The 24,703-nt window shown below is 65.4% G+C and carries 28 protein-coding genes; 9 read left to right on the top strand and 19 right to left on the bottom strand.

The annotated features are described in order from the left end of the window. Positions 1–154: 154 nt before the first annotated feature. The 11 genes from urtE to GTP77_RS19420 all read right to left on the bottom strand — a co-directional run bounded on the left by urtE (position 155) and on the right by GTP77_RS19420 (position 10,847). Positions 155–853 (bottom strand): urea ABC transporter ATP-binding subunit UrtE, encoded by a 699-nt coding sequence (urtE, locus tag GTP77_RS19370; RefSeq protein ID WP_161073792.1) that lies wholly within the window; start codon positions 851–853, stop codon positions 155–157. 8 nt (positions 854–861) lie between these two features. Next, complete coding sequence (gene urtD / locus GTP77_RS19375; protein WP_161073793.1) at positions 862–1,638, bottom strand: urea ABC transporter ATP-binding protein UrtD; 777 nt, start codon at positions 1,636–1,638, stop codon at positions 862–864. Next, on the bottom strand, positions 1,635–2,783 hold the full coding sequence (urtC, locus tag GTP77_RS19380) for an urea ABC transporter permease subunit UrtC (protein ID WP_161073794.1): 1,149 nt from the start codon (positions 2,781–2,783) through the stop codon (positions 1,635–1,637). The genes urtD and urtC overlap by 4 nt, the downstream gene beginning before the upstream one ends. Further along, on the bottom strand, positions 2,780–4,375 hold the full coding sequence (gene urtB / locus GTP77_RS19385; protein WP_161073795.1) for an urea ABC transporter permease subunit UrtB: 1,596 nt from the start codon (positions 4,373–4,375) through the stop codon (positions 2,780–2,782). Before urtB ends, urtC begins: the two co-directional genes overlap by 4 nt. A gap of 106 nt (positions 4,376–4,481) precedes the next feature. Beyond that, complete coding sequence (urtA, locus tag GTP77_RS19390) at positions 4,482–5,681, bottom strand: urea ABC transporter substrate-binding protein (protein WP_228896771.1); 1,200 nt, start codon at positions 5,679–5,681, stop codon at positions 4,482–4,484. Positions 5,682–5,761: 80 nt separating this feature from the next. Then, a complete protein-coding gene (locus tag GTP77_RS19395) occupies positions 5,762–6,880 on the bottom strand; it encodes a porin (RefSeq protein ID WP_228893795.1) in 1,119 nt (372 codons plus the stop codon). Positions 6,881–7,021: 141 nt separating this feature from the next. Then, a complete protein-coding gene (locus GTP77_RS19400) occupies positions 7,022–7,564 on the bottom strand; it encodes an REP-associated tyrosine transposase (RefSeq protein ID WP_161073797.1) in 543 nt (180 codons plus the stop codon). A gap of 189 nt (positions 7,565–7,753) precedes the next feature. Then, positions 7,754–9,031 carry an MFS transporter gene (locus tag GTP77_RS19405; RefSeq protein WP_161073798.1) on the bottom strand — a complete coding sequence of 426 codons (1,278 nt, stop codon included), beginning with the start codon at positions 9,029–9,031 and terminating at the stop codon, positions 7,754–7,756. A gap of 12 nt (positions 9,032–9,043) precedes the next feature. Further along, positions 9,044–9,670, bottom strand: coding sequence for a peptidoglycan recognition protein family protein (locus tag GTP77_RS19410; RefSeq protein WP_161073799.1), 627 nt, complete (start codon positions 9,668–9,670; stop codon positions 9,044–9,046). Further along, complete coding sequence (locus tag GTP77_RS19415) at positions 9,671–9,994, bottom strand: thioredoxin family protein (protein ID WP_161073800.1); 324 nt, start codon at positions 9,992–9,994, stop codon at positions 9,671–9,673. It abuts the gene before it with no gap. A gap of 28 nt (positions 9,995–10,022) precedes the next feature. Next, complete coding sequence (locus GTP77_RS19420) at positions 10,023–10,847, bottom strand: ChaN family lipoprotein (RefSeq protein ID WP_161073801.1); 825 nt, start codon at positions 10,845–10,847, stop codon at positions 10,023–10,025. 184 nt (positions 10,848–11,031) lie between these two features. Here GTP77_RS19420 and GTP77_RS19425 point away from each other — a divergent pair, with 184 nt between their 5' ends. Further along, complete coding sequence (locus GTP77_RS19425; RefSeq protein WP_228893798.1) at positions 11,032–11,640, top strand: PEP-CTERM sorting domain-containing protein; 609 nt, start codon at positions 11,032–11,034, stop codon at positions 11,638–11,640. A 26-nt stretch (positions 11,641–11,666) separates the two neighbouring features. Here the strand turns inward: GTP77_RS19425 and GTP77_RS19430 are convergent, their stop codons facing one another. After that, complete coding sequence (locus tag GTP77_RS19430; protein ID WP_161073802.1) at positions 11,667–13,064, bottom strand: MFS transporter; 1,398 nt, start codon at positions 13,062–13,064, stop codon at positions 11,667–11,669. Positions 13,065–13,141: 77 nt separating this feature from the next. Between GTP77_RS19430 and GTP77_RS19435 the strand changes: the two genes are divergently transcribed. Continuing rightward, positions 13,142–14,020 carry a LysR family transcriptional regulator gene (locus GTP77_RS19435; protein WP_161073803.1) on the top strand — a complete coding sequence of 293 codons (879 nt, stop codon included), beginning with the start codon at positions 13,142–13,144 and terminating at the stop codon, positions 14,018–14,020. Here GTP77_RS19435 and GTP77_RS19440 read toward each other — a convergent pair. The 4 genes from GTP77_RS19440 to GTP77_RS19455 all read right to left on the bottom strand — a co-directional run bounded on the left by GTP77_RS19440 (position 14,017) and on the right by GTP77_RS19455 (position 16,874). Further along, on the bottom strand, positions 14,017–14,193 hold the full coding sequence (locus tag GTP77_RS19440; protein WP_161073804.1) for a hypothetical protein: 177 nt from the start codon (positions 14,191–14,193) through the stop codon (positions 14,017–14,019). The genes GTP77_RS19435 and GTP77_RS19440 overlap by 4 nt on opposite strands. Positions 14,194–14,238: 45 nt before the next feature. After that, on the bottom strand, positions 14,239–14,640 hold the full coding sequence (locus tag GTP77_RS19445) for a DUF3224 domain-containing protein (RefSeq protein ID WP_161073805.1): 402 nt from the start codon (positions 14,638–14,640) through the stop codon (positions 14,239–14,241). 28 nt (positions 14,641–14,668) lie between these two features. Further along, positions 14,669–15,220, bottom strand: a complete 552-nt coding sequence (locus tag GTP77_RS19450; RefSeq protein ID WP_161073806.1) for a DUF1697 domain-containing protein — start codon at positions 15,218–15,220, stop codon at positions 14,669–14,671. A 61-nt stretch (positions 15,221–15,281) separates the two neighbouring features. After that, positions 15,282–16,874 (bottom strand): sensor histidine kinase, encoded by a 1,593-nt coding sequence (locus GTP77_RS19455; protein ID WP_161073807.1) that lies wholly within the window; start codon positions 16,872–16,874, stop codon positions 15,282–15,284. Positions 16,875–17,014: 140 nt separating this feature from the next. Here GTP77_RS19455 and GTP77_RS19460 point away from each other — a divergent pair, with 140 nt between their 5' ends. Together GTP77_RS19460 and GTP77_RS19465 are read left to right on the top strand one after the other, a co-directional pair. Beyond that, entirely contained in the window at positions 17,015–17,359 is a 345-nt protein-coding gene (locus GTP77_RS19460) for a hypothetical protein (RefSeq protein WP_228893803.1), read from the top strand. Continuing rightward, a complete protein-coding gene (locus tag GTP77_RS19465) occupies positions 17,356–18,201 on the top strand; it encodes an HDOD domain-containing protein (RefSeq protein WP_161073808.1) in 846 nt (281 codons plus the stop codon). The genes GTP77_RS19460 and GTP77_RS19465 overlap by 4 nt, the downstream gene beginning before the upstream one ends. A 44-nt stretch (positions 18,202–18,245) precedes the next feature. On the opposite strand, the gene GTP77_RS19470 is transcribed toward GTP77_RS19465, so the two are convergent. Then, positions 18,246–18,575: a hypothetical protein gene (locus GTP77_RS19470; RefSeq protein WP_161073809.1), complete on the bottom strand. Its 330-nt coding sequence runs from the start codon at positions 18,573–18,575 to the stop codon at positions 18,246–18,248. A 237-nt stretch (positions 18,576–18,812) separates the two neighbouring features. Beyond that, entirely contained in the window at positions 18,813–19,115 is a 303-nt protein-coding gene (locus GTP77_RS19475) for a hypothetical protein (protein WP_161073810.1), read from the bottom strand. A gap of 156 nt (positions 19,116–19,271) precedes the next feature. Between GTP77_RS19475 and GTP77_RS19480 the strand changes: the two genes are divergently transcribed. Continuing rightward, the gene (locus GTP77_RS19480; protein ID WP_161073811.1) at positions 19,272–20,330 is read left to right on the top strand and encodes a PhoH family protein; all 1,059 of its coding nucleotides are present in this window, start codon (positions 19,272–19,274) and stop codon (positions 20,328–20,330) included. Continuing rightward, on the top strand, positions 20,314–20,775 hold the full coding sequence (gene ybeY / locus GTP77_RS19485; RefSeq protein ID WP_161073812.1) for an rRNA maturation RNase YbeY: 462 nt from the start codon (positions 20,314–20,316) through the stop codon (positions 20,773–20,775). Before GTP77_RS19480 ends, ybeY begins: the two co-directional genes overlap by 17 nt. A 108-nt stretch (positions 20,776–20,883) precedes the next feature. Here the strand turns inward: ybeY and GTP77_RS19490 are convergent, their stop codons facing one another. Beyond that, on the bottom strand, positions 20,884–21,168 hold the full coding sequence (locus GTP77_RS19490; RefSeq protein ID WP_161073813.1) for a hypothetical protein: 285 nt from the start codon (positions 21,166–21,168) through the stop codon (positions 20,884–20,886). Positions 21,169–21,288: 120 nt separating this feature from the next. Here GTP77_RS19490 and GTP77_RS19495 point away from each other — a divergent pair, with 120 nt between their 5' ends. From GTP77_RS19495 to glyQ, 3 genes are all read left to right on the top strand, one after another. Next, complete coding sequence (locus tag GTP77_RS19495) at positions 21,289–22,167, top strand: CorC family transporter (RefSeq protein ID WP_161073814.1); 879 nt, start codon at positions 21,289–21,291, stop codon at positions 22,165–22,167. Then, on the top strand, positions 22,167–23,729 hold the full coding sequence (gene lnt, locus GTP77_RS19500) for an apolipoprotein N-acyltransferase (protein ID WP_161073815.1): 1,563 nt from the start codon (positions 22,167–22,169) through the stop codon (positions 23,727–23,729). The genes GTP77_RS19495 and lnt overlap by 1 nt, the downstream gene beginning before the upstream one ends. A gap of 63 nt (positions 23,730–23,792) precedes the next feature. Then, positions 23,793–24,692, top strand: coding sequence for a glycine--tRNA ligase subunit alpha (gene glyQ, locus GTP77_RS19505; RefSeq protein ID WP_161073816.1), 900 nt, complete (start codon positions 23,793–23,795; stop codon positions 24,690–24,692). The last annotated feature ends 11 nt before the right edge of the window (positions 24,693–24,703 follow it).

Here is a 24,703-nt window from a genome sequence, read left to right on the forward strand (position 1 = left end):
TGGAATAAGAGCAACTGCTGCGAAATCTACATCACGGTCTTGGCGACCAAGGGCGGGTACGGCATCCAGTTGCTCTGCCCCGACGTTCCGTTTTCGGGGCAGATGGAATAATACAAGGGCGGGTTAGTGCGCAGCACGTAACCCGCCGGCTCCGTCACACCGCCAAATGCCGCCGCACGTCTTCGCCGTCCATCAGCTCCGGAGCTCCGGCGGCGACAACTTCCCCGCGCGACAGCACCACGAAGTTGTCCGCCAGCGCGCGCGCGAAGTCGAAATACTGCTCGCACAGCAGGATGCCGATATCCCCGCGCTGCCGCAGCAGCCGTATCACCCGCTCGATGTCCTTGATGATGGAAGGCTGGATGCCCTCCGTCGGTTCATCCAGGATAATCAGCTTGGGCCTGGCCAGCATGGCGCGCGCAATGGCGAGCTGCTGCTGCTGCCCGCCCGAGAGATCCCCGCCGCGCCGTCCCAGCATCTCCTTCAGCACGGGAAACAGCTCGTACACTTCCCCGCTGATGGTGGCCGCTTCGCGCCGCGACAGGGTGGCCATGCCCATCAGCAGATTTTCCTCCACCGTGAGCCGCGCGAAAATCTCCCGCCCCTGCGGCACGTAGGCGATGCCCGCCGCCGCGCGCTGGTGCGGCTTCAGGCGCGTGATGTCGCGCCCGTTGAACGTCACTTTGCCGCGCGCCACCGGCAGCACGCCGGTCAGGCATTTGAGCAGCGTGGTCTTGCCCACGCCGTTACGCCCCAGCAGCGTCAGGCACTCGCCCTTCTCCACCGTCAGCGACACGCCACGCAGCGTGTGCGACGAGCCATAGTACTGGTTCACTTGTTCGACTTGCAGCATATGGCTCCCTAGCGTCCCAGATAGACTTCAATCACGCGTTCATCGGCTTGCACCTGGTCCATGCGGCCCTGCGCCAGCACCGATCCCTCGTGCAGTACCGTCACCTCGCCCTGCTGCGCAATCTCCGCGACAAAGCCCATGTCGTGCTCCACCACCATGATGGAATGCTTGCCGCGCAATTCGTTGAGCAGCTCGGCGGTGCGCGCCGTTTCCGCGTCCGACATGCCGGCCACCGGCTCGTCCAGCAGTATCAGCTGCGGCTCCTGCATCAGCAGCATGCCTATCTCCAGCCACTGCTTCTGGCCGTGCGACAGCAACCCGGCCAGGCGGTCCTCCTGCCCGTTCAGGCGTATCAGGCGCAGGATCTCGGCGATCTTGTCGCGCTGCTCGGAACTCAGGCGCGCGAACAGCGTGGGCCGCACACGCTTGTCCATCTTGGCGGCCAGCTCCAGGTTTTCGAACACCGTGTGCTGCTCGAACACCGTGGGCCGCTGGAACTTGCGGCCTATGCCGGCGTGCGCGATGTCGTATTCCGTCATGCCCGCCAGGTCGTAGGTCTGGCCGAAGAAGGCGCTGCCGGAAGTGGGCCGCGTCTTGCCGGTGATGACGTCCATCATGGTGGTCTTGCCCGCGCCGTTGGGACCGATGATGCAGCGCAGCTCGCCCACCGCGATATCCAGGCTCAGTTTATTGAGCGCCTTGAAGCCGTCGAAGGAAACGGTGATGTCGTCCAGGTAGAGGATGACGCCGTGTTCCGTGTCCAGCCCTTCGCGTTTGACGCTCATGCTGCCTCCTTCGCAGGGACGGCGGCAGGTGCTGGCGCGGCTTCGGATGCAGGCTCCGGCTCGGGCGGCGGTGCGCCCCGTTTCAGTTTTTCCATCAAGCCAAGTATGCCCTTCTGCATGAACAGCGTGACGAGGATGAACAGGAGGCCGAGTGCGAACAGCCACAGGTCCGGGAAGGCGGCGGTGAACCAGCTTTTCAGCCCGTTCACGGTGAAGGCGCCGATGATGGGGCCGACCAGCGTGCCGCGCCCGCCCACTGCCGCCCAGATCACCATCTCGATGGAGTTCGCGGGCGACATTTCGGACGGGTTGATGATGCCCACCTGCGGCACGTACAGCGCGCCTGCTATGCCGCACAGCACCGCCGACAAGGTCCACACGAACAGCTTGAACCACAGCGGGTTGTAGCCGATGAACATGAGGCGCGATTCGGAGTCGCGCACGGCCTGCAGCACGCGGCCCAGTTTTGACGTGACGATCCAGCGGCACAGCACCAGCGCGCCGGCGAGGAAGCCCAGCGTGACCAGGTAGAGCACGGCCTTGGTGCCGGGGGCGGTGACGCTGAAGCCGAGGATGCGCTTGAAGTCGGTGAAGCCGTTGTTGCCGCCAAAGCCGGTGTCGTTGCGGAAGAACAGCAGCATGAAGGCATAGGTCATGGCCTGCGTGATAATGGAGAAGTACACGCCCTTGATGCGCGAGCGGAAGGCGAAGTAGCCGAACACGAAGGCCAGCACGCCCGGCACCAGCACCACCAGCGCCATGCAGTACCAGAAATTGTCCGTCATGGACCAGTACCAGGGATAGGTTTTCCAGTCGAGGAAGACCATGAAGTCCGGCAGCGTGCTCTGGTAGACGCCGTCGCGGCCGATGGCGCGCATCAGGTACATGCCGTGGGCGTAGGCGCCCAGCGCGAAGAACACGCCGTGGCCCAGCGACAGGATGCCGGTGTAGCCCCACACCAGGTCCAGCGCCAGCGCGGCCAGCGCGTAGCACATGAATTTGCCGATCAGGCCCATGGCGTAGCTGGACACGTGCAGCGCATGCCCCGCCGGGAAGGCCAGGTTCAGCACCGGCAGCAGCGCGGCCACCGCCACGGCGGCGCAGATCAGCGTCCACGCGCGGGAGGAATACAGTGGGGTGCTCATTCTACGCTCCTGCCTTTCATCGCAAACAGCCCTTGCGGCCTGCGCTGGATGAAGATGATGATGAACACGAGGATGGCGATCTTGGCCATGACGGCGCCAGCCAGCGGTTCAAGGAATTTGTTCACTTCGCCCAGGCCCAGCGCGGCGATCACGGTGCCGGCCAGCTGGCCCACGCCGCCCAGCACCACCACCATGAAGGAGTCCACCACATAGGCCTGCCCGAGGTCCGGCCCCACGTTGCCGAGCTGGGACAGCGCCACGCCGCCCAGGCCGGCGATGCCGGAGCCCAGGCCGAAGGTCATCATGTCGATGCGGCCGGTGGGCACGCCCACGCAGTCGGCCATGCGGCGGTTCTGCATGACGGCGCGCACGAACAGGCCGAGGCGGGTCTTGTTCAGTATCAGCCACACGGCGGCCACGACGACGACGGCGAAGGCGATGATGGCGATGCGGTTATACGACAGCACCAGCGAGCCAAGCACGGTCACGCCGCCGGACATCCAGGAAGGGTTGGCCACTTCCACGTTCTGCGCGCCGAAGATGGTGCGCACCAGCTGCATCAGCATCAGGCTGATGCCCCAGGTGGCCAGCAGGGTTTCCAGCGGGCGGCCGTAGAGCCAGCGGATTACCGTGCGCTCGAGCGCCACGCCGACCGCAAACGCCACCAGGAAAGCGGCGGGCAATGCTGCGGCCAGATACCAGTCCAGCGCGCCGGGGAAGTAGTTGCGGAACAGGGACTGGCACAGATAGGTGGTGTACGCGCCTATCATCAGCAGTTCGCCGTGCGCCATGTTGATGATGCCCATCAGGCCGAAGGTAATGGCCAGGCCGAGCGCGGCCAGCAGCAGCACGCTGCCCAGCGACACGCCGTAGAACAGCTTGCCGACGAATTCCGTACGGGCGATGCGGCTGTCGATGCGGTCCAGCGCGTCGACAACGGCAGCGCGCACCGAGGCGTCGGGTTCGGCGTAGCTGACATCCTGCTGCGCCAGCATGGCTTGCAGTACAGGGCGCAGCGCGGCGCCGCCGCTGTCGGCCAGCGCGGAGACGGCGGCCTTGCGCACGGCGGCGTCGGGCGACTGCAGATCCGCGGTGGCGACCAGGGACAGCAGGATGGCCTTGATGGCAGTGTCTTTCTCAAGCGCGTAGGCTTTGCGTATCAGCGGCGCCTGGGCGGCGTCGGCGGATTTTGCCTGCAGCTGCAGGGCTGCGGCCAGGCGCTGTTCGCGGTCCGGCGACAGCAGCGCCATGCCCGACAGCGCGCCTTCCACCGCGCCGCGCAGGCGGTTGTTAACGACCACGCCGTCCACGCCGTCCGGCACGGGGCTGGTGGCGCCGGTGGCGGGGTTCCAGGCCTTGTCGCCGTCGACGACGAGGATGGCGCCGTCCGGCGTGGCGTACAGCGTGTCGCCGTTCAGCGCCTGCAGGACTTTGAGCGCATCCGCATCCGCCAGCGCGGCGATCTTGCCGACCGCTTCAATGCGGGCGTCCGGATCGCCGCCGGCCAGCGGGGCGAGCAGCGCGGGATCGATGGCGGCATGCGCGCCCAAGGCATGCAGGCAAAGCAGCGCAATAAGCAGAATTCGTTTCATGGGATATGCAGGGTTGTCATGCTATGCGTAGGGCGGGTTGGCGCGCTGGCGCGCGTAACCCGCCATGAGCCGCCGGCGCCTCGACAGACCAGGCGCCGGCGGACTTTCACATCTTTTGCTTGCCCTCGTTACCCTTGATGAAGGGACTCCATGGCTGAGCGCGCAGCGGGTCTTTGGTCTTCCACACCACGCTGAACTGACCGTCGCCCTTGATTTCGCCTATCATCACCGGCTTGTGCAGGTGGTGGTTGGTCTGGTCCATGGTCAGGGTGAAGCCGGACGGCGCCTTGAAGCTCTGGCCGCCCATCGCTGCGATCACCTTGTCGGTGTCCGTGGTGCCGGCCTTCTCCACCGCCTGCTTCCACATATGGATGCCGACATAGGTTGCTTCCATCGGGTCGTTCGTCACGACGGTGCTGGCGTTGGGCAGCTTCTTGGCGACGGCGTAGGCCTTCCACTTCTTGATGAATTCCGAATTGACCGGGTTCTTCACCGACTCGAAGTAGTTCCATGCCGCCAGGTGGCCCAGCAGCGGCTTGGTGTCCACGCCGCGCAGTTCTTCCTCGCCCACCGAGAACGCCACCACCGGCACGTCGGTCGCCTTCAGGCCGGCATTGCCCAGCTCTTTGTAGAACGGCACATTGGAGTCGCCGTTGATGGTGGAGATCACCGCCGTCTTGCCGCCCGCCGAGAACTTCTTGATGTTGGCGACTATGGTCTGGTAGTCCGCGTGGCCGAACGGAGTGTAGACCTCGTCGATGTCGCTGTCCTTCACGCCTTTGCTTTTCAGGAAGGCGCGCAGGATCTTGTTGGTGGTGCGCGGATACACATAGTCGGTGCCCAGCAGGACGAAGCGCTTGGCCGAGCCGCCATCCTTGCTCATCAGGTACTCCACGGCGGGAATGGCCTGCTGGTTGGGCGCGGCGCCGGTGTAGAACACGTTCTTCTCCAGCTCCTCGCCTTCATACTGCACCGGGTAGAACAGCACGCTGTTCAGCTCTTTGAACACCGGCAGAACGGACTTGCGCGACACCGAGGTCCAGCAGCCGAAGACGGCGGCGACTTTATCCTTGGCGATCAGCTGGCGCGCCTTTTCGGCGAACAGCGGCCAGTTCGAGGCCGGGTCCACCACCACGGCTTCGAGCTTCTTGCCCAGCACGCCGCCGTTGGCGTTGATTTCGTCGATGGTCATCAAGGCCACGTCCTTGAGCGACGTTTCGGAAATGGCCATGGTGCCCGACAGGGAATGCAGGATGCCGACCTTGATGGTGTCGGCCGCTTGCGCGGAAACGCCTCCGATCAGCATGACGGCGCCGGCGGCGATCTGGGTGAAGGTGGCGATAAATGTGCGGCGAGTTTGCATGGCGGTCCTCGTAAAGTGTGGGTTCAATATTGGAGTTGCAGCGCGACGACGAATTTATTCTGGTCCGGCGCGGCCGCGACCTTGGTGCGCGAGTACACGGCGCTGATCTGCGCGTTGTAACCGTCGATGATGTAGTTCACGCCAATGTCGCTCTGGCGCGTATTGAGGTTGGTGTCCGGCTTGAATTTCTGGAAGCGCGCGAAGGGCTGCAGCTTGCCCCAGCCCAGGCCCTGGTCGAAGATGTAGGACACGCCTGCGGACCAGGCTTCGCCCTGCTCGGACTTGATGACGTTGTCCGTGTCGTAGTCGTAGTAAGCCGCTTCGACGGCGACGGCGCCCGAACCGGGGATGCGCTTCTCCAGCAGGAAGTCGACGTTCCAGGCGCTGTAGTCGCCCACGCGGGACACCGTCAGCACGCCGTCCTTCTGCTGGCGCGCGGCCATGCCGATGGCCAGGATGTCCTTGCCGCCGAGGTAGTTGCCGGTGCCGTAGTAGCCCGGTTCCGCGTCCCAGAAGTCGTACTGCAGGCGGCCCGCGTACATCAGCGAGTCGGAGGTTTTCACGCCGGCGGCCTTGGCCTGGTTCTGGGTCAGCGAGCCGATGCCGAAGGTGTGGCCCTCGAAGGCGCCGAAGGAGTAGCCCAGCTTGCCGCCCTCGAGCACATTGCCCCAGACGACCACGCCGTCGTCGCGGCCACGGAAGATGCCGCCGTTGTAGCCGTAGCGGGAAGAGACGCCGGCCCAGTAGCCGCCGCCCAGCGAGTAGTAAGGCCCGGCCATGTTGGCGCGGTCGCTCGGCGAGAGCAGGCGGCCGGCCCAGATATTGAGTTCGGGCGAGATGGCGAACTGGCCCGCCGCGTCGAGCACGCGGATCTTGTCGCCGTCCCACTCGGTGTTGAACATGCCCTTGATGTTCTTGTTCAGCGAAGCGCCGAAGAACAGGCGGGCGCTGTCCAGGTTCAGGTCATTCGAGCGCGAGGTGCCGTTGGAGGCGCCGTCCTCGATGCTGGAATAAGAGCCGCGCATGCCGAAGCCCACGCTGACCGACTTATCCTCGCCTACCTTGATGGTTGCACCGGCCTGCGCCAGCATGGGCGCGGCGGCCAGCATGGCGCATAGCGCTCGTTTTCGTATCGTCGTCATTCCAGGCCTCTCTCATGTTGTGGTTCACTATTGACATGAGATTAACCATTGCGCGAAAACTAAGACATACGTCAACCTACGTACTTGCCAAACATTGGCGGGTTGCGCAATCGTCGACTGTCCGGGGCATCGTAGGGCGGGTTAGCGCGCCAGCGCGTAACCCGCCACAGCGGCCGGCGCACACCAGTCCTGCGGATAGACGCCCTCCGCCACATAGCGATGAAAACTCGACCAGGGCCAGTCCCGCACGCGCTGCACCAGCCCGTGCTTGACCGGAATCCAGTGCACATAATCGAGATGGAACCTGAAATCATCTTCCGACTGCAATGCATGTTCCCAGTAGCGGTGCTGCCATAAGGCGCTGCATTGCTTGCGCTGGCGGCGCGGATTCGGCGCTGAATCCGGCAGTAGCGCGCTGCAGGCTTTGCTTATGTGCGATTTGATCAACCGCACTCGAAGCGGGAAATCGCTGTCGCCTTCGGGCAGGGTCCAGATCATGTGCAGGTGGTCAGGGAGAAGGACCATGCCGGCGATGTGGAATGGATGCTTGCGGCGCACCGAGGCTATCGCGCGTTTCAGTGCGGCGCGCAGAGGCAATTCGCACAGGATGGGTCGGCGCTGTTCGGTGACCACCGTGAAGAAGTAGCTGCCGCCGGGGAGGTAGAGACGACGATAGTTGGGCATGGCTTGTCCTTGTCATGGTGACAGGATGAGCCTAAGGGGTGTGAGATTGCGAGGTTTGCGGCGGATCAAAGTTTGGCGGGTTACGACGCTGCGCGTCTAACCCGCCCTACGCATGTTTCACAATTCCGGGTATTTTCAGCCGCGTAGGGCGGGTTAGGCGGAGCCGTAACCCGCCGCCACGTCACGCCATCAGTTGCGCGAGCGGCACAGCAGCAGCGCGATCAGGCTCAGGCCCGCTGCGGTGGACAGGTAGTAGCCGACGTAGCCCAGGCCGTAGTGCGTGGCCAGCCAGGTGGCCGCGTAGGGCGCAAGCGAGGCGCCCAGGATGCCAGCCAAGTTGAACGTGAGCGAGGCACCGGTGTAGCGCACTTCGGCCGGGAACAGCTCGGACAGCATGGTGCCCAGCGGGCCATACGTCATGCCCATCAGGCCCAGGCCGATCGACATGGCCAGCGTCACTTCCACCGTGCTGCCGGAACCGAACAGCGGCGCCAGCACCAGGCCGAAGGCCATGATCAGCGCGGACACCACGATCAGCGTCAGGCGGCGGCCGTAGCGGTCCGCCACCAGCGCGGTGACGGGTATGGTCAGGCCGAAGAACAGCACCGAGAACAGCTGCAGTATCAGGAAGTCCTTGCGCGTGTAGCCCAGCGCGGTGGTGCCCCAGCTCAGGGTGAACACCGTCATCAGGTAGAACAGCACGAAGGTGGCCATGGCCATCAGCGTGCCCAGCACCAGCATGCGGGTGTGGTCGCGCAGCACGGCCACCACCGGCACCTTCACGCGCTCGCCCTTGTCCAGCACTTTCTGGAAGTCCGGCGTTTCGGTGATCTTCAGCCGCACGTACAGGCCGACGATGACCAGCAGCGCGCTGGAAACGAAGGGAATGCGCCAGCCGTAGGCGAAGAACTGCGCGTCGGTGAGCACCTGGCTAAGCAGCAGGAAGATGGAGCCGGACAGGAAGAAGCCTATCGGCGCGCCCAGCTGCGGGAACATGCCGTACCAGGCGCGCTTGCCCGGCGGCGCGTTCTCGGTGGCCAGCAGCACCGCGCCGCCCCACTCGCCGCCCAGGCCCAGGCCCTGGCCGAAGCGGCACAGCGCCAGCAGCAGCGGCGCCAGCGTGCCGATGCTGGCGTAGGTCGGCAGCAGGCCGATGGCGACGGTGGACAGGCCCATGGTCAGCAGCGCCGCCACCAGCGTGGCCTTGCGGCCGATGCGGTCGCCGAAGTGGCCGAACACGGCCGAGCCTATCGGCCGCGCGAAGAAGGCGATGGCGAAGGTGGCCAGCGACTGCAAGGTGGCGGCGGCCGCGTCGCTGGCCGGGAAGAACAGCTTGGGGAAGACCAGCACGGCGGCGGTCGCGTAAATATAGAAATCGAAGAATTCGATGGTGGTGCCGATCAGGCTGGCGAACAAAACGGTGCCGGGCGAATTGACCTTGTGCGCGCCGGGTTGGGACTGGCTCATAACACTCCTGGATTACTTGGGAAGGGACGATTGCAAACGCTGCGTCACCTGGTCGCGGAGGTAGCCGTTTTCCAGATAGCGGTACAGATTGACACCGGGGCAGACGGTTTGCGCCGAGTAATCCTTGTGGCCGTGGATGGTGGCCGGGGCTACATTGTATTTCATTGCCAGCAGCGCCATCAGGTCGGCGGTGGCGTCGAGCTGCTTCTGGTTGGGCTGCACTTCCTCGAAGTTGCCCACCACTTCAATCAGCGCGTGGCCGGTGGGGTCGTATTCGGTGTTGGTATCGCCCGCGTAGTCTATGCTGCGGCCTTCGTAGATGCGGCCGTCGAGGTCGATGATGTAGTGGTAAGGGATGTCCAGCCAGTGCTTGGTGTTGCGCGACCAGGTCTGCAGGTTGCGCAGGTAGAGCTGCGGGTCCTTCCCCTCGGGGAAAGGCTCGCCCTGGTGGTGCAGCGTGATGTGCTTGATGGTGTGCTTGCGCGCCTTGGCCGGATCGGCCGGGGTGCCGCCCCAGGCGGCCACCGATACGATGCGGTTTTCGGTTTCCGCCAGCGCGGGCGGCAGGGGCGCGGCCCAGGCGGGCAGTTGCAGCAGCAAGGCTGCGGTGGCGGTGGCTACGTAAATCAAGGAACGCATTTATTCTCCTGTTATGTGCGCAAAGCCTGCGCGGATTTCGTCGGCATTCTCGGGCCGCACCACGCGCGCCACTTCCTGGCCGTCGCGCAGGAAGACCAGCGTGGGCCACAGCTTTACGCGGAAGGAGCGGCCCAGCAAGCGGCCCGGCCCATCCTCCACCTTGTAGTGCGGCACCTGCGCGTGGTCAGCGTAGGCTTCCGCCAGCGCCGGCTGGGCGGAGCGGCAGTAGCCGCACCAATTGGTGCCGAACTCCAGCACCGCCGGTCCGCGCAGCGCGTCGATCTCGGCGCGCGTGGGCGCGCTTTCCTTGTAGGTCGTTTCCATTATCCCGTCCTCCTTATGCCTGCATGATCTACGATTTCGGTTTCAGGCTGGCGCACGGGTCCGGGCGCTGCTTCTTCGGCACCGTGTAGCTGGCATCGTACAGGCCGGGCGCGGCGGCGCTCTCCACATAGCCCACGCTGCGCACCGTCAGCTTCGGCTCCAGCGCGTTGAGCCAGCGCGGCACGCCGTAGTCCTTGCGCACATGGCCGTTGCCGGCGATGAGCACCACGTCGCGCGGCTGCTGGGCGCGCAACAGCTTGGCCATCCAGATGTCGCGCGCCACCTGGGCGTTGACCATGCCGGGCACCATCATGTCCGGCAGCATATTGCAATGGCCGGCCACGATTTCCTTTTGCTGCCCCTGCACGATGTCGGACGGCAGCGCTTCCTTCAGGCGGTAGTCGGCCACGGTTTTGTCGTCGAAGCTGGAGGCCACGCCGTCGCGCACCACCAGCGAGGCGTCCTTGCGCGACAGGTTGGCGGCGATCAGCGGCAGGTCGTAGCGCAGCGCCAGGTCGATGATGGGGCGGTACTGGTCCCAGTCCCAGCGCGGCCCGGCCATCACGAGGATGACGCACTGCGCGTCGCGGCAGTCCTTCTGCGCCTTGTTGAGCAAGGCCTGGTTTTCGCGATCGAACTGTTCCATGGCGATGGCGGGACGCCAGCCGGCCTCCACGCGCTGGAACAGGTGCTGGTAGCGCAGCTTGTGGCCGTCGGGATTGTCGTGCACCTCGCCCAGCAGCAGGACTTGCGGGTTGGCGGTGACGGGTTCGGATGGGGGTTTGTTCTTGCTGCCTGCACAGCCGGCGATGGCGGCGGCGACCAGCAGCAGCGCGGGTAGGGAGCGGTTCATATGCCTTGGGTTGGTGGGTGGATCAAATCCCCCCTAGTCTATCCCAAGTGTCGATTTTCTTTACACTTCCGGCCTGCTCTTTTGCAAATATTCCATTAGCCAGCTGATTTTAAAGGACATTTCCTCATTGGCATAAATATTGCTTTATTGCATGTTTAAGTCGCTATTATAAAGAAAGCCGCAATTGAAAAAACTGCACTCCCTTCTCGCCTGCGCACTGGCCGCAGCCGCCATCGCCCAGCCTGTGCAAGCCACGCCGGTGTCCTTCTCGTGGAGCGCCACCTACGGCGGCGCGAACCTGGCGCAATTCTCGCTCAATACCGGCGACAAGATCAGCGGCATCATCACCTACGACGCCGCGCAAGCCTACAAGCACGCCTATGGCGGCATGGGCACGGTCACGGGCTACCAATATTGGGACAGCCCGCTGCTGGAGACCAGCATCAACCTGGGCAGCCTGCATCAGACCATCGACCTGTACGCCATGGTGACCAATAACTTCTGGGCCGGCGACCAGGTGGTCTTCCGTGCCGATACCACGCCGTTCGGCCGTTTCGACCTGACGCTGGCCAACGGCACCAACCTGAATCTGTACAACTCGCTCAACCTGCCAAACACCATCGACCTGTCGCAGTTCACCAGCAGCTATATGGCCATCGGCAACTGGAACGGCAACAATGCCGTGACCTCCTTCGGCCCTGCGTCGGCCGTGCCGGAACCGGCCTCGATGGCCCTGTTCGGCCTGGGCCTGGCAGGCCTGGCGGCAACGCGCCGCAAGCGCAAACCCGAGTAAGGGTAAAGCGGGCCGGCAACGGCGGGTTACGCTTCGCTAACCCGCCCTACGCGGCCGGCGCGGCCGACGCATTGCCAGGCGATGCCAGCGGCGGCCAGCAGCAGCACGGCCGAGATGGCCAGCGCAATGCGCAGCCCGCTCATGGCGGCGCCGGGATAGACGGAGGCGACCATGGAGCCGTACACCGCCACACCCAGCGCGCCGCCCACCTGGCGCGCGGTGTTCAGCACGGCGGACGCGGTGCCGGCCTGGCCCGTGCCCACGCTGGACAGGATGGAGGTGGTCATGGCCGGCACGGCCAGCCCCATGCCGGCCGGGATCAAAGCCAGGCCGGGCAGCATGGCCCAGAAACCCGCATGGTCCGAGATGCCGAACAGGCCCAGCAGCGCATAGCCGCCCGCGCCGATCACGCCGCCAACTATCATCGGCGTCCTCAGCCCGGTGCGCGCCGACACGCGGCCGCTGGCGATATTCGAGAAGATGAAGGTGCCCGTCAGCGGCAAGAACATCACGCCGGCCGCCAGCGCCGTGTAGCCGCGCACGCTCTGCAGGTAAAAGCTCAGCACGAAGATCACGCCGTAGTAGGCAAAGTTCACCAGCACGCCGAAGGCCACCGCGCCGCTGAAGCCCGCGCTGCGGAACAGCGCCAGCGGCAGCATGGGCGCCTTGCTGCGCTCCTCCACCAGCAGGAACACGGCGAAGGCCGCGGCGGCCAGCGCCAGGCCGCCCTGCACCACCGCGTGGGTCCAGCCCAGCGCATGCACTTCGATGACGGCGCCGATAAAGGCGGTCAGCGCCACCACGGCCAGCAGCTGGCCCGGCATGTCGAAGGCGCGGCCGGGATCCTTGCCCGCCGCGGCCGGCACGGTGCGCAGCGTGAGCCAGCCGCCCGCCAGGCAGAGCGGAATATTGACCCAGAAGATGCTGCGCCAGCCGGCCAGCTCCAGCAGCACCGCGCCCAGCACCGGGCCGATGGCGATCGACACGCCGCCGGCCGCCGTCCACCAGCCCACGGCCTTGGCCAGCTGCGCCTTGTCGTGCGCGTAGGCCGCGTTCAGGATGGCCAGCGAACTGGGCACCAGCAGCGCCGCGCCTATGCCCTGGACGGCGCGGGCGAGGTTGAGCATGACGGCGCCGGTGGCCGCCGCGCAGGCCAGCGAGGCCAGCGTGAACAGCCAGAAGCCGGCCAGGAAGACGCGGCGCGAGCCGAACTTGTCGCCCAGCACGCCGGCCGAGAGCAGGAAGACGGCGAAACCCAGGGTGTAGGCGTCCACCACCCATTGCAGGTCCCCAACGCTGGCGCCGAGGTCCCGCCCCATGCGGGGCAAGGCGACGTTGACGATGGTGACGTCGAGCTGGACGATGATGAAGGCGAAGCTGCAGGCCAGCAATACAGCGCGCGAGGGTGTGGTGGCGGTTTTCATGCTTCCACTATAGGCGGGTTTGCATATCCCGAAAAATGAATAATAATGAATACATTCATCATGCAAAGAGAAAGATCATGGAACTGTCCGCGCTCCGCATTTTCCAGGCCGTGGCCGAAGAAGGCAGCGTCACCCAGGCGGCGGCGCGGCTGAACCGGGTGCAGTCCAATGTGTCGGCCCGGCTGGCGCAGCTGGAGGAGGCGCTGGGCGTGCCGCTGTTCCACCGCTCCGGCCGGCGCCTGCTGATTACCGCCGAGGGCGAGCGCCTGCTGGCCTACGCAGGCCGTTTGCTGACCCTGGCCGACGAGGCGCAGGCGGCGGTGCGCGGCGACCAGCGCCCGGCCGGCCAGCTGCGCATCGGCGCCATGGAAACGGCGGCGGCGGCGCGCCTGCCGCTGGTGCTGGCGGCCTTCCACCGCCGGCATCCTGAGGTGGACCTGCTGCTGGAAACCGCCCCCACCGACCAGCTGGTGCAGGCGGTGCTGAACCACAAGCTGGACGTGGCCCTGGTGGCCGCACCGGTGCTGCGGCCGGAACTGGCGCAGCTGGCGGTGTTCGAGGAGGAGCTGGTGCTGCTGACCGACGCCGCGCAAGGCCCGGTGCGCAGCCCGCGCGACGTGGCGCGGCGCGCGCTGCTGGTGTTCCGCAGCGGCTGCGCCTACCGGCGGCGGCTGGAAAACTGGTTCGCGGAAGCGGACGTGGCCACCACCCGCGTCTCGGAATTCGGCACCTTCGAGGCGATACTGGGCTGCGTGGCCGCCGGCATGGGCGTGGCGCTCATGCCCAAAGAGGTGTTGAAGCAGCGCCAGCTTGGAAGCAGCATCCAGTGCCACACGCTGCCGCCGCAGACGGCCCTGGTGCAGACCATGCTGGTCTGGCGCGGCGACGTGCTGCACCATCCGGCGCGGCACGCTTTCGCGGCGTGCTTCGACGCCGGAATTAGCCCCGCAGCCTAGCGGCCCAGGCCGCACACGGCGGCGATATTGCCGACCGAAATGCCGCTGGCAATGGCGCGGCCGACGCAGCCAGCCTTCTGCAAGCCGTTGTCCGACAGCGCAAACGAGCCCACCACCAGCGCCACCACCAGGCCAGCCATGATCAGCGCGCCCTTGTAGAGATCTTTGTTCATTTTTGTTGCCGCAGAGCAAAATAATGCGCCATTGTAGCGCAAACGCTAAGGCAGGGCTGCAATCACATAATCGAGTGTATAGAAGTGCTTGCCGCCCTCGTTGCGTATGTCCAGTTTACCACTGAGGCCGGTCAGTTCGCCGCTGCCCGAATCGGGCACCACCAGCACGCTCAGGCTGGGCTGGCCGCGGTCCATGATGCCGCTGTGCTGCAGGGTAAAGCCGCCGCTCAGGCCATTGAGCGTGCCCTCCACGCGCTCCATGGCCACGTAGCCGGCCGATCCTTGCGCCGCGCCCATAAAGCTCAGCATTTCCCCGTTGCCGCTGGCCTCCAGCGCGCCGTGGTAGCGCTTGTCCAGCACCATGCGGTGCAGGCCGAAGCCGGACGCGCCCACCGACATGTGTTCGGGACTCATTGTGACGTTGAACTCGCCTTCCACCACTGCCATGATGCGCTCCTCGTGTGAATTTGGGGACTCAGCGCTCGCAGGCGAGCGCGTGCAATTTATTGATCGTGGTCCAGTTGCGGGTGGTGACGGCGTCGCCCAGCAGCTTGCCCATGGCGGCGGCCGCGCGGCTGGCCAGCACGCCGTCCGCGCACCACAGGTAGGCGGCCCAGCGGCCCAGCGCAAACGCTTCCGGGGTCCAGTCCTGGCGCGCCAGCGGCTGCAGCTTGCCGCTGTCGGCCGGGTTGGTCAGCACGGCCACCAGCAGGCGCGCCGGATCGTCCGCCAGCGCGTGCAGGCTGTTGTCCTCCACCACCTGGGACAGCTGGCCGGCCTCCAGCACCGTCACGCGCGCGCCCACGCCCAGCTTGAGCACCAGCGCCTCCTCGATGCGGACGGCGGCTTCGGCGCCGCCGCAGGCGCCGTCCGGACAGTCGTACACCACGTTGCCGCTGTTGAGCACCGTGCGCACGTCGTCGTAACCCAGGTCGGTAATCAGCTTGCGCAGGTCGGCCATGGCCACGCGTTTGGCGCGGCCCACGTTGATGCCGCGCAGCAGGGCGATCTGCCTGCGTATTGCCATCCTTGTCTCCTTCACGGCAAAGCCATAGTATGCGGCAGCTGGAATTTGAGCGGCGTGCGCTTTACACGTGCAGCGGCGCGTCCGCATGCGGCTCGGCGCTGCCCGGCCCACTCTCGATCGGCGTCACGCGCGGCATGCGCAGCACGAAGCTGGCGCCCTGTCCCAGCGTACTGGCCACCGTGATGGTGCCGGCGAACTGCTTGGCGATCAGGTTGAACACGATGTTCAGCCCCAGCCCCGTGCCGCCCTGCCCCCGGCGCGTGGTGACGAAGGGATCGAACACCTTGTCCAGCATGTCGGGCGGGATGCCTTTGCCGTTGTCCACCACCTGCATCTCTATCCAGTCGCCGTCCGGCTTGACGTTGATGGCGATGCGGCCCTCGGCGTCCGGTTCGAAGGCGTGCTCCACGCAGTTCAGCGTGAGGTTGGTGATGACCTGGGCCAGCGCGCCCGGATAGCTGTCGAGCACAATCTCGGCCGGGCAGGCGATGTCCACCTTGATATGCGTCTTCTTCAGCTTGGGCTGCAGGCTGGACACCACCTCGCCGATGTATTCGCGCAGCTCGAAGCGGCGCCGCGCCTCGCTCACCTGGTCCACCGCGATCTGCTTGAAGCTGTGGATCAGGTGCGCGGCGCGGTAGGCGTTGTTCATGATGAGCTTGGTGCTCTCGCTGGCCGTTTCCAGGTATTTCAGGATCTCCGACTTCTTGATGGCACCGTCGGCCACCGCCTGGTGCACCTTCTCGGTCGCTTCGGCCAGGATGGAGGCGCTGGTCAGCGCGATGCCCACCGGCGTGTTGATCTCGTGCGCCACGCCGGCCACCAGGCCGCCCAGCGACGCCAGGCGCTCGGCCTGCAGCAGCGATTCCTGGGTGCGGCGCAGGTCGTCCAGCGCTTTCGCGGTTTCCTGCGCGGCGCGGCGCGCCTCGTCCTCGGCCTCGCGGGTGCGGCCGATAATCGCCTTCACGCGGCGCTGGATGGCGTTGAAGCCGCGTATCACCTGGCCCAGTTCGTCGCGCCGGTTTTCCGGCAGCTCGCCCACCTCGTCCGAGCCGCGCGTGGCCAGGTCGTGCAGGCCGTCGCGCAACTGCTTGAGCGGGTCGAACACGATGCGCAGGCTGAGCGCCAGCGCCGCCACCAGGATGGAGTCCAGCAGCAGCACTTCGATCACCTTGCGCTGCACCTCGCTGCGCAGGGTGGCGTCCATCTGCGCGCGGCTGAAGTTGACCACCACGCGGCCCACGATGACCGGCTTGGGCGCGCTGCCGGCCGCGCCGGCGTCGCGGTAGGCCAGGTCGGCCACCACCGGCGCGCCGCCCACGGCGGTGTCCGATTCGATGGCGCTGATGCTGCCGCTGTCGGCGCGCAGCTTGCCCGAGAACAGGCCCACCGAGGTGTCGTAGACGCGGATCGCCACCAGCTCGGGCGGCAGCATTTCGGCGGCCACGATGTTGTCCACCTTGGCCTTGTCCAGGTCCCACAGCGCGGACGGCAAGCTGGTTTGCAGCCGCGTCAGCACGCCCTGGCGCAGGCGCTGGTTGTTCACTTCCAGTTCGTGGCTCAGACTGTATTGCGCATAGGTGCCGGAGATGCCCAGCACCAGGGTCACGATCACCACGAACAGCAAGGTCAGCCGACCTTGAATTCCAAACATCGAGCAGCTCCTCCCAGTCTTGCGCGGCACGGATATGACGGCAACGCCCCAATGTAAAGTATGGCTAGCAACTTGGCAAGATTTTCGACCGCGCCGCGGCGCCGATGGTAAGATCATGCGACGAGAATGACGGAGGCGCGATGACTGCCACTTATCAGCACCTGCCCCTGGGCCAGGTGCAAGCCGGAATGATATTGTCGGATGAACTGCTGGACGCGCAGGGCCATGTGCTGCTGCCGCAGGGCACGGTGCTGACCGACGCCACGCTGGCGCTGATGCCGCGCCACGGCATCGCCATGCTGCCGATTGCGCTGCCCGAGCAGCCCAGCGAGGCCGAGCAGGCCGCCAGCCAGGAGCAGCGCGTCGCGCGCATCGAGCACCTGTTCCGCAAGAACGACCCGGACAGCGACACCGACTGGGCCACCGCCCTGCTGCGCCGCTTCGTCACCGATTACCGCCTGGGCCTGGCCCCGGCAGAAGAATGAGCACCATGCTGACATACGACGATGTAGTAAAAAACCTGGACGACCTGCCCTCGCTGCCCGCCGTGGTGATGGAACTGCTCAACAGCATAGACCAGGAGGACGTGGACATTTCCGTGCTGGCCAAGAAGGTCTCGCACGACCAGGCGCTGACCGCCAAGACGCTGCGCCTGGCCAATTCCTCGCTGTACGGCCTGCAGGTGAAGGTGACCACCATCCAGCAGGCCATCACCTACCTGGGTTTCCAGGCCACGCGCAACCTGATCACGGCGGCCGCGCTGACCGGCTGCTTCGCCGAGCGCTCCTGCGCCGGCTTCGACCACAAGGCCTTCTGGCGCCATTCGATCGCCAGCGCCGCCTGCGCCAAGGTGCTGGCGCGCCAGATGCGCTTCAACCAGGACTACGCCTTCACGGCCGGCCTGCTGCACGATATCGGCCGGCTGGTGCTGGTGGCCTGTTTCCCGAAAGAGTACGAGCAGGCGCTGGCCTACCGCAGCGAGCATGACTGCCTGCCGCTGGAGGCGGAGCGCGCGGTACTGGGCATCGACCACGTCGATGCCGGCATGGCGCTGGCGGAACACTGGAATTTTTCGGACACGATGCGGCTGGCGATCGCCCACCACCACAACCCGGAAGCACCGGGTGCGGGCTTTTTGGCGGCCATCATCCACGTGGCGGACGCCATTGCCCATGCGCTCGATCTGGCGCAAATGCCGGACGGCCTGGTGCCGCCGGTCTCCACCGTGGCCTGGACTGCGCTGGGCCTCGATGAAACCATCTATCTACAACTGTTCCGCGAAACGGAACTGCAATACGAAGAAATCGCCATGGTGCTGCTGAGCTAAGCCGGCACTTTTCAGTCCCGGCCCCGGCGTCGTCACTGCGCGCCTCAGTGCGCGTAGCTGCCGGCTTCCTGCTTTTCCGGCCGGTCCTCGGGCTTGGGGCGGCCTTGCGCGTCGGACAGGCGGTACTTGGTGCGGCGGTCGCCCATCAGGTCGCGCAGGTCGCGGATGCTCATGCCGGTCACTTCGTGCATGCGTATCAGCAGCGAGGCGCCGACCGGCAGGCGGTGGTGGCGGATCTTGCTGATGACCGGCGGCGCCACTTCCAGCATGCGCGACAGCGCGGCGTCGTTCTTCAGCTGCATTTTTCCCAGCAGCATATCCAGCAGGTGGTTGGGGTTGTAGCTTTCTTGAGAAGCAAGGGCGTGGTGTGCCATGATTTTCCTCGTCTAGTGAGTTGTCTATCCCGGAATGGCATTGCAATTTCAATAACAATTCTAATACCAAACCAGCCCGTTCAGGCCAAGCTGCAACTAGCGAAGCTTGCGTTAGGTCAAGCACCCGCTAGAATTCTTAGCAACAATGCCATTTCAACACACGGGAATATTCCGTGGCGCACGAAAGAACTTTTAGGAAATAAAATCGCCCGCAGAAGGCGGGCTTAGGCGGGGGGGTTACGCAGTCGTATTGATATTCTGGCCGATCCGGGCGGATGGCGACGTGCTGTTCTGGCTGCTCTGCTGCGATTCGAGTTGCTGCCGCTTCACGGCGTCGGCCTGCTGGGTCTGGCGCTCCTGCTCGGCGCGCGCGGCCTGCTGGGATTGCTGGGTCTGCTGCTCGGCGCTGGCGGTTTCCTGTTCGCGCCGCGCCGCCTCCTCGCGGCGCGCCTGGCGGGCCTGTTCGGCGCGCTGGTCGGCGACGGCGCCGGTCTGCTGCGCCGGGGTGCTGCTGGTGCTGGGAATCGCACTGACTGCCATGGCTTGCTCCATTGAAAAGTAAGACCCTCACAACGACTGTAGGGCAAGCCCGGCCGAAAGCAATGACGAAGCATCAACAAGTCCGGGAAAAACACCGCCGCCGCCGCGATACGGTAAACTACCGGCATTCAGTACACACCTACCAGGCAGCGCCCATTGAAAACCAAGACACCAGTCCAGCCGCACTATTTCATCCCAGAACCGCTCGACAACACGCGCCTGGCGCACCTGTGCGGGCCGCTGGATGAGAATCTGCGCCAGATTTCCGCCGCGCTGGATGTGACCATCTTCCGCCGGGGCGAAAAATTCATCGTCAACGGCGCCAACGCCGAGCGCGCGGTGCAGATCCTGGAGCAGTTCTACAACGTGGCGCAGAAAGTGGTGCCGGTGGAGGAAGTGCAGCTGGCCCTGGTGGAGCAGCGCGCCGGCCTGGCGCCGCAGCTCGATCCGGATATGGAAGAGCCGCCGTTCAACGAGCCGGACATCACCAGCCCGGTGCTGAAGACGCGCCGCGCCGACCTGCGCGGCCGCACGCCGCACCAGATCAAATACCTGCGCAACATCCTCGACCACGACATCAGCTTCGGCCTCGGCCCGGCCGGCACCGGCAAGACCTACCTGGCGGTGGCCTGCGCGGTGGACGCGCTGGAGCGCGACGCGGTCAAGCGCATCATCCTGACCCGCCCGGCGGTGGAGGCGGGCGAACGACTGGGCTTCCTGCCGGGCGACCTGGCGCAGAAGGTGGACCCTTACCTGCGCCCGCTGTACGACGCGCTGTACGACCTGCTGGGCTTTGACCGCACGCAGAAAATGTTTGAAAAAGGCGTGATCGAGATCGCGCCGCTGGCCTATATGCGCGGGCGCACCTTGAACCACGCCTTCGTGATCCTGGACGAGGCGCAGAACACCACCGTGGAACAGATGAAAATGTTCCTGACCCGCATAGGCTTCGGCAGCAAGGCCGTAATCACCGGCGACACCACCCAGATCGACCTGCCGAAAAGCCAGAAGAGCGGCCTGGTGGACGCCAGCCACGTGCTGCGCGACGTGCGCGGCATCGCCTTCACGCAGTTCTCCAGCGCGGACGTGGTGCGCCACCCGCTGGTGGCGCGCATCGTGGACGCCTACGAGAGCGCGCACAACGCCTCGGCCGAGATTTCCCCCCTGTTCACCCCAGCCAAGACTGCCGCTGTTAAACATGCCCGAAAAAAATAAACTGACCCTGTCGGTGCAATACGCCGACCCGCGCCTGCAGGACAGCATCACGCGCCCCCTGGTGCGGCGGTGGATCAAGGCGGCGCTGTTCGCCCCGGCCGAGCTGACCATACGCTTTGTGGATGCGGAGGAAGGCCGCGTGCTGAACCGCGACTACCGCGAGAAGGACTACGCCACCAATGTGCTGACTTTCGCCTACAACGAGGGCGAGGACTACGCCGAGGACGAGCCCACCCGCGCCGACATCATCCTGTGCACCGATGTGCTGGAAAAGGAAGCGGCCGAGCAGAAGAAGACGGTGGAGGAGCACACGGCCCACCTGATCGTGCACGGCGTGCTGCACGCGCAAGGCTACGACCATATGGACGACGAGGAAGCGGCCGAGATGGAAGGCCTGGAGACCGAGATCCTGGCGGGGCTGGGCTACGCGGATCCTTACGCGTAAAGGCCGGCGGGTTACGCGCTGCGCGCTAACCCGCCCTACGGTCCCAAAAGACCGTCGATGTGCTTATTTCGTAGGGCGGGTTAGCGGCGCAGCCGCGTAACCCGCCAATCAGCCGCCCTTGGTGCCGCTGGTGCCCAGCAAGGCGCGGTTGACGTCGAACGGCGTCTTTTCAATCAGGCGGGCGGTGGTGTCGGGCGGCAGCTTCTCGCTGTCGAAACGCATGGGCACGGGCGCTTCGGGCGGCGGCGCTTCGGGGCTGGCTTCGGCCGGCGGCACGTCGTTGATCGATTGGGCGTCCGGCGCCACGGTGTCGACATCGGCCGCCTGCTCGGCGATTTTTCGCTGCGGGACCAGGCCGGTGGCCGGGTTGAGGGAGGAGATGCTGCTGACCATGGCGGACTCCGCGCAAGAGATAAAAAGTCTCCCATTGTAGCGCCAAAAAAGACAAAAACGGAGGGCCGGCGGCATTTGTAGTATCCTATAGCACTCCGAAACAACTGGCTCACGCCTCCTATGCAAGAGCACCCTAGTGGCGTCAAGACTGACGCCAAACCCCACAGATCGCTTTTTGAGCGACTCACCGCTTTCATCTCCCCCGAGCCCGAGAACCGCGCGGAACTGCTCGAAGTGCTGCACGATGCCCACGAACGCAACCTGATCGACGCCGATGCGCTGTCCATGATCGAGGGCGTGTTCCAGGTGTCGGACCTGTCCGCGCGCGACATCATGGTGCCGCGTTCGCAGATGGATGTGATCGACATTTCCAAGCCCATCGAGGAATGGATGCCCACCGTGCTGGAAACGGCCCACTCGCGCTTCCCCGCCATCGAGGGCGAGCGCGACAAGGTGATCGGCATCCTGCTGGCCAAAGACCTGCTGCGCTACTACGCCGAAGAGAGCTTCGACGTGCGCGACATGCTGCGTCCGGCCGTGTTCATTCCCGAATCCAAGCGCCTGAACGTGCTGCTGCGCGACTTCCGTGCCAACCACAACCACATGGCCATCGTGGTGGACGAGTATTCCGGCGTGGCCGGGCTGATCACCATCGAGGACGTGCTGGAGCAGATCGTCGGCGACATCGAGGACGAATACGACTTCGACGAAGAGGAAGACAACATCCTCTCCATCAAGGAAGGCAAGTTCGGCCCGCGCTGGCGCATCAAGGCGCTGACCGAGATCAGCCAGTTCAACGAGGAACTCGACACCGACCTGTCCGACGAGGACGCCGACACCATAGGCGGCTACGCGGTCAAGCACCTCGAGCGCATGCCGCACAAGGGCGACACCTTCGACATCGGCAACCTGCGCTTTGAAGTGCTGCGTTCGGATGCGCGCCAGCTGCACGTGCTGCTGGTCGAGAAGCTGCCGCCGGCAGTGGACGAACAAGACTGATGCGCTGGCGCCGCGCCCAACCCGGCGACGCTCCCGCACCGCAGCGCAGCACCCGTGGCCGCATGATCATCGCCGCGCTGGCGGGCGCCGCCAGCGTCTTCTCCTTTGCTCCCTTCGGCTGGTGGCCGCTGCAAATCCTCTGCCTGGCCGCGCTGTTCTACCAGGCGCTGCGTTCGGCCACGCCGAAAGCCGGCGCGCTGGTGGGCTGGGCGTTCGGCTTCGGCTGGTGCCTGGCCAACACGCACTGGCTGGTGGTGGCGCTGAACCGCTTCGGCGGCCTGCCGCTGCCGCTGGCGGTGGCCGCCATCGCCCTGCTGGCCGCCGCCATGGGCATCTACGCCGCCCTGGCCATGTATTCCGCGCTGTGGCTGCGCAAACGCTGGCTGCTGCCGCTGCCCGCCGCCAACCTGCTGATGCTGCCCGCCATGTGGGCGCTGTTCGAATGGGTGCGCGGCTGGCTGTTCACCGGTTTCCCCTGGGCCGCCGCCGGCTACGCCCATAACGACGGCCCGCTCGGCGGCTACGCGGCCATCGTGGGCGTGTACGGCGTGAGCTGGCTGGCCGCGCTGTGCGCCTGCGCGTTGCTGCTGGCCGCGCACCGCACGCGCTGGTACGCGCTGGGCGGCCTGGCCACCGTCATGGCCGCCGGCTTCGGCCTGCGCCACATCGACTGGACCCATCCCGTGGGCGAGCCGATCTCGGTGCGCCTGCTGCAAGGGAATACGCCCCTGCAGCAGAAGTTCGACGCGCGCCACACCGAAGCCACGCTGCGCCGCTACCGCGACACCATCACCGCCGAAGCGGCCGACCTGATCGCCACGCCGGAAACGGCCATCATGCTGTTCCAGCACCAGCTGCCGCCGGACTACCTGCCCAGCCTGGGCCAGTTCGCCAAGCGCTCGGGCAGCCACCTGGTGCTGGGGATTCCGCTGATGGACAGCCCCACCCAGTATTCGAACAGCGTGATCGGCCTGCCGCCCGCATCGGGCCTGCCAACCTACCGCTATGACAAGCACCACCTGGTGCCGTTCGGCGAATTCATCCCGACCGGCTTCCGCTGGTTCACGGACATGATGCACATTCCGCTGGGCGACCAGACGCCGGGCAAGGCGCTGCAGGCGCCGTTCCAGGTGAAGTCGCAGCGCGTGCTGCCGAATATCTGCTACGAGAACCTGTTCGGCGAGGAGATCGCGGCGCAGCTGGCGGCCGATCCGAATCCGGCCACCCTGCTGCTGAACGTCTCCGAGCTGGCCTGGTACGGCGAATCCATCGCCATCCCGCACCACTTGCAGATTTCGCAGATGCGCACGCTGGAAACCGGCCGCCCCATGCTCGGCTCCACCAACACCGGCGCCAGCGTGGTGATCGACAGCCACGGCAAGGTGACGGCGGCGCTGCCCTACTACCAGGCTGGCGTGCTGAAAGCCTCGGTGCGCGGCATGGCGGGCGATACGCCCTACATCGTGCTGGGCAACCGCCTGTTCCTGGTCCTGGCCGCGCTGGCAGTGGCCGGCGCGTGGCTCTGGTCCCGAAAAAACGCGAATAAGCACCCCGATAAGTAGCCAAACAGTAGCCAAACCCGGCTAAAATTAGCCGTTTATGGCTAGCCATCCCAAAGAATAACGATGCTCACATTTCAACAAATCATCCTGACGCTGCAATCCTACTGGGACAAGCAGGGTTGCGCCCTGCTCCAGCCCTATGACATGGAAGTCGGCGCCGGCACTTTCCACACCGGTACTTTCCTGCGCGCGATCGGCCCCGAGCCTTGGCGCGCGGCCTACGTGCAGCCTTCGCGCCGCCCGAAAGACGGCCGCTATGGCGAGAACCCGAACCGCGGCCAGCACTACTACCAGTACCAGGTGGTGATGAAGCCTGCGCCGGAAAACATCCTGGACCTGTATCTGGGTTCGCTGGAAGCGCTGGGCCTGGACCTGAAGCAGAACGATGTGCGCTTTGTTGAAGACGACTGGGAAAGCCCGACCCTGGGCGCCTGGGGCCTGGGCTGGGAAGTCTGGCTGAACGGCATGGAAGTGACCCAGTTCACCTACTTCCAGCAAGTGGGCGGCCTCGACTGCAAGCCGGTGCTGGGCGAAATCACCTACGGCATCGAACGCCTGGCCATGTATCTGCAGGGCGTGGAGAATATGTACGACCTGGTGTGGACGCAGTGGGAGGAAAATGGGGTCACGAAAACGCTGAAGTACGGCGACGTGTTCCACCAGAACGAAGTGGAGCAGTCGGCCTACAACTTCGAGCACTCGAACACCGAGCTGCTGTTCGCGCAGTTCAACAATCACGAGTCCGAAGCCAAGCGCCTGATCGAGCTGCAACTGACGCTGCCGGCCTACGAGCAGATCATGAAAGCGTCGCACAGCTTCAACCTGCTGGACGCGCGCGGCGCCATCTCGGTGACCGAACGCGCCGCCTACATCGGCCGCGTGCGCGCCCTGTCGCGCCTCGTGGCGCAGGCCTACTACGATTCCCGCGAACGCCTCGGCTTCCCGATGGCCCCAGCAGCTTAAAGATTAGAACG

The organism is Pseudoduganella aquatica (assembly GCF_009857595.1).
Lineage (GTDB): Bacteria > Pseudomonadota > Gammaproteobacteria > Burkholderiales > Burkholderiaceae_D > Rugamonas > Rugamonas aquatica_A.

What these genes read in the sequence shown, in the direction of transcription:
- GTP77_RS19495 (WP_161073814.1), top strand. Translation starts at nt 21,289, where the DNA reads ATGCAAGAGCACCCTAGTGGCGTCAAGACTGACGCCAAACCCCACAGA.
- GTP77_RS19415 (WP_161073800.1), bottom strand. Translation starts at nt 9,994, where the DNA reads ATGGAAACGACCTACAAGGAAAGCGCGCCCACGCGCGCCGAGATCGAC.
- GTP77_RS19435 (WP_161073803.1), top strand. Translation starts at nt 13,142, where the DNA reads ATGGAACTGTCCGCGCTCCGCATTTTCCAGGCCGTGGCCGAAGAAGGC.
- GTP77_RS19410 (WP_161073799.1), bottom strand. Translation starts at nt 9,670, where the DNA reads ATGCGTTCCTTGATTTACGTAGCCACCGCCACCGCAGCCTTGCTGCTG.
- ybeY (WP_161073812.1), top strand. Translation starts at nt 20,314, where the DNA reads ATGCCCGAAAAAAATAAACTGACCCTGTCGGTGCAATACGCCGACCCG.
- GTP77_RS19430 (WP_161073802.1), bottom strand. Translation starts at nt 13,064, where the DNA reads ATGAAAACCGCCACCACACCCTCGCGCGCTGTATTGCTGGCCTGCAGC.
- GTP77_RS19460 (WP_228893803.1), top strand. Translation starts at nt 17,015, where the DNA reads ATGACTGCCACTTATCAGCACCTGCCCCTGGGCCAGGTGCAAGCCGGA.
- lnt (WP_161073815.1), top strand. Translation starts at nt 22,167, where the DNA reads ATGCGCTGGCGCCGCGCCCAACCCGGCGACGCTCCCGCACCGCAGCGC.
- GTP77_RS19475 (WP_161073810.1), bottom strand. Translation starts at nt 19,115, where the DNA reads ATGGCAGTCAGTGCGATTCCCAGCACCAGCAGCACCCCGGCGCAGCAG.
- GTP77_RS19490 (WP_161073813.1), bottom strand. Translation starts at nt 21,168, where the DNA reads ATGGTCAGCAGCATCTCCTCCCTCAACCCGGCCACCGGCCTGGTCCCG.
- GTP77_RS19420 (WP_161073801.1), bottom strand. Translation starts at nt 10,847, where the DNA reads ATGAACCGCTCCCTACCCGCGCTGCTGCTGGTCGCCGCCGCCATCGCC.
- GTP77_RS19440 (WP_161073804.1), bottom strand. Translation starts at nt 14,193, where the DNA reads ATGAACAAAGATCTCTACAAGGGCGCGCTGATCATGGCTGGCCTGGTG.
- urtC (WP_161073794.1), bottom strand. Translation starts at nt 2,783, where the DNA reads ATGAGCACCCCACTGTATTCCTCCCGCGCGTGGACGCTGATCTGCGCC.
- GTP77_RS19395 (WP_228893795.1), bottom strand. Translation starts at nt 6,880, where the DNA reads ATGACGACGATACGAAAACGAGCGCTATGCGCCATGCTGGCCGCCGCG.
- GTP77_RS19405 (WP_161073798.1), bottom strand. Translation starts at nt 9,031, where the DNA reads ATGAGCCAGTCCCAACCCGGCGCGCACAAGGTCAATTCGCCCGGCACC.
- urtD (WP_161073793.1), bottom strand. Translation starts at nt 1,638, where the DNA reads ATGAGCGTCAAACGCGAAGGGCTGGACACGGAACACGGCGTCATCCTC.
- urtE (WP_161073792.1), bottom strand. Translation starts at nt 853, where the DNA reads ATGCTGCAAGTCGAACAAGTGAACCAGTACTATGGCTCGTCGCACACG.
- GTP77_RS19450 (WP_161073806.1), bottom strand. Translation starts at nt 15,220, where the DNA reads ATGGCAATACGCAGGCAGATCGCCCTGCTGCGCGGCATCAACGTGGGC.
- urtB (WP_161073795.1), bottom strand. Translation starts at nt 4,375, where the DNA reads ATGAAACGAATTCTGCTTATTGCGCTGCTTTGCCTGCATGCCTTGGGC.
- GTP77_RS19465 (WP_161073808.1), top strand. Translation starts at nt 17,356, where the DNA reads ATGAGCACCATGCTGACATACGACGATGTAGTAAAAAACCTGGACGAC.
- urtA (WP_228896771.1), bottom strand. Translation starts at nt 5,681, where the DNA reads ATGCTGATCGGAGGCGTTTCCGCGCAAGCGGCCGACACCATCAAGGTC.
- GTP77_RS19470 (WP_161073809.1), bottom strand. Translation starts at nt 18,575, where the DNA reads ATGGCACACCACGCCCTTGCTTCTCAAGAAAGCTACAACCCCAACCAC.
- GTP77_RS19400 (WP_161073797.1), bottom strand. Translation starts at nt 7,564, where the DNA reads ATGCCCAACTATCGTCGTCTCTACCTCCCCGGCGGCAGCTACTTCTTC.
- glyQ (WP_161073816.1), top strand. Translation starts at nt 23,793, where the DNA reads ATGCTCACATTTCAACAAATCATCCTGACGCTGCAATCCTACTGGGAC.
- GTP77_RS19455 (WP_161073807.1), bottom strand. Translation starts at nt 16,874, where the DNA reads ATGTTTGGAATTCAAGGTCGGCTGACCTTGCTGTTCGTGGTGATCGTG.
- GTP77_RS19445 (WP_161073805.1), bottom strand. Translation starts at nt 14,640, where the DNA reads ATGGCAGTGGTGGAAGGCGAGTTCAACGTCACAATGAGTCCCGAACAC.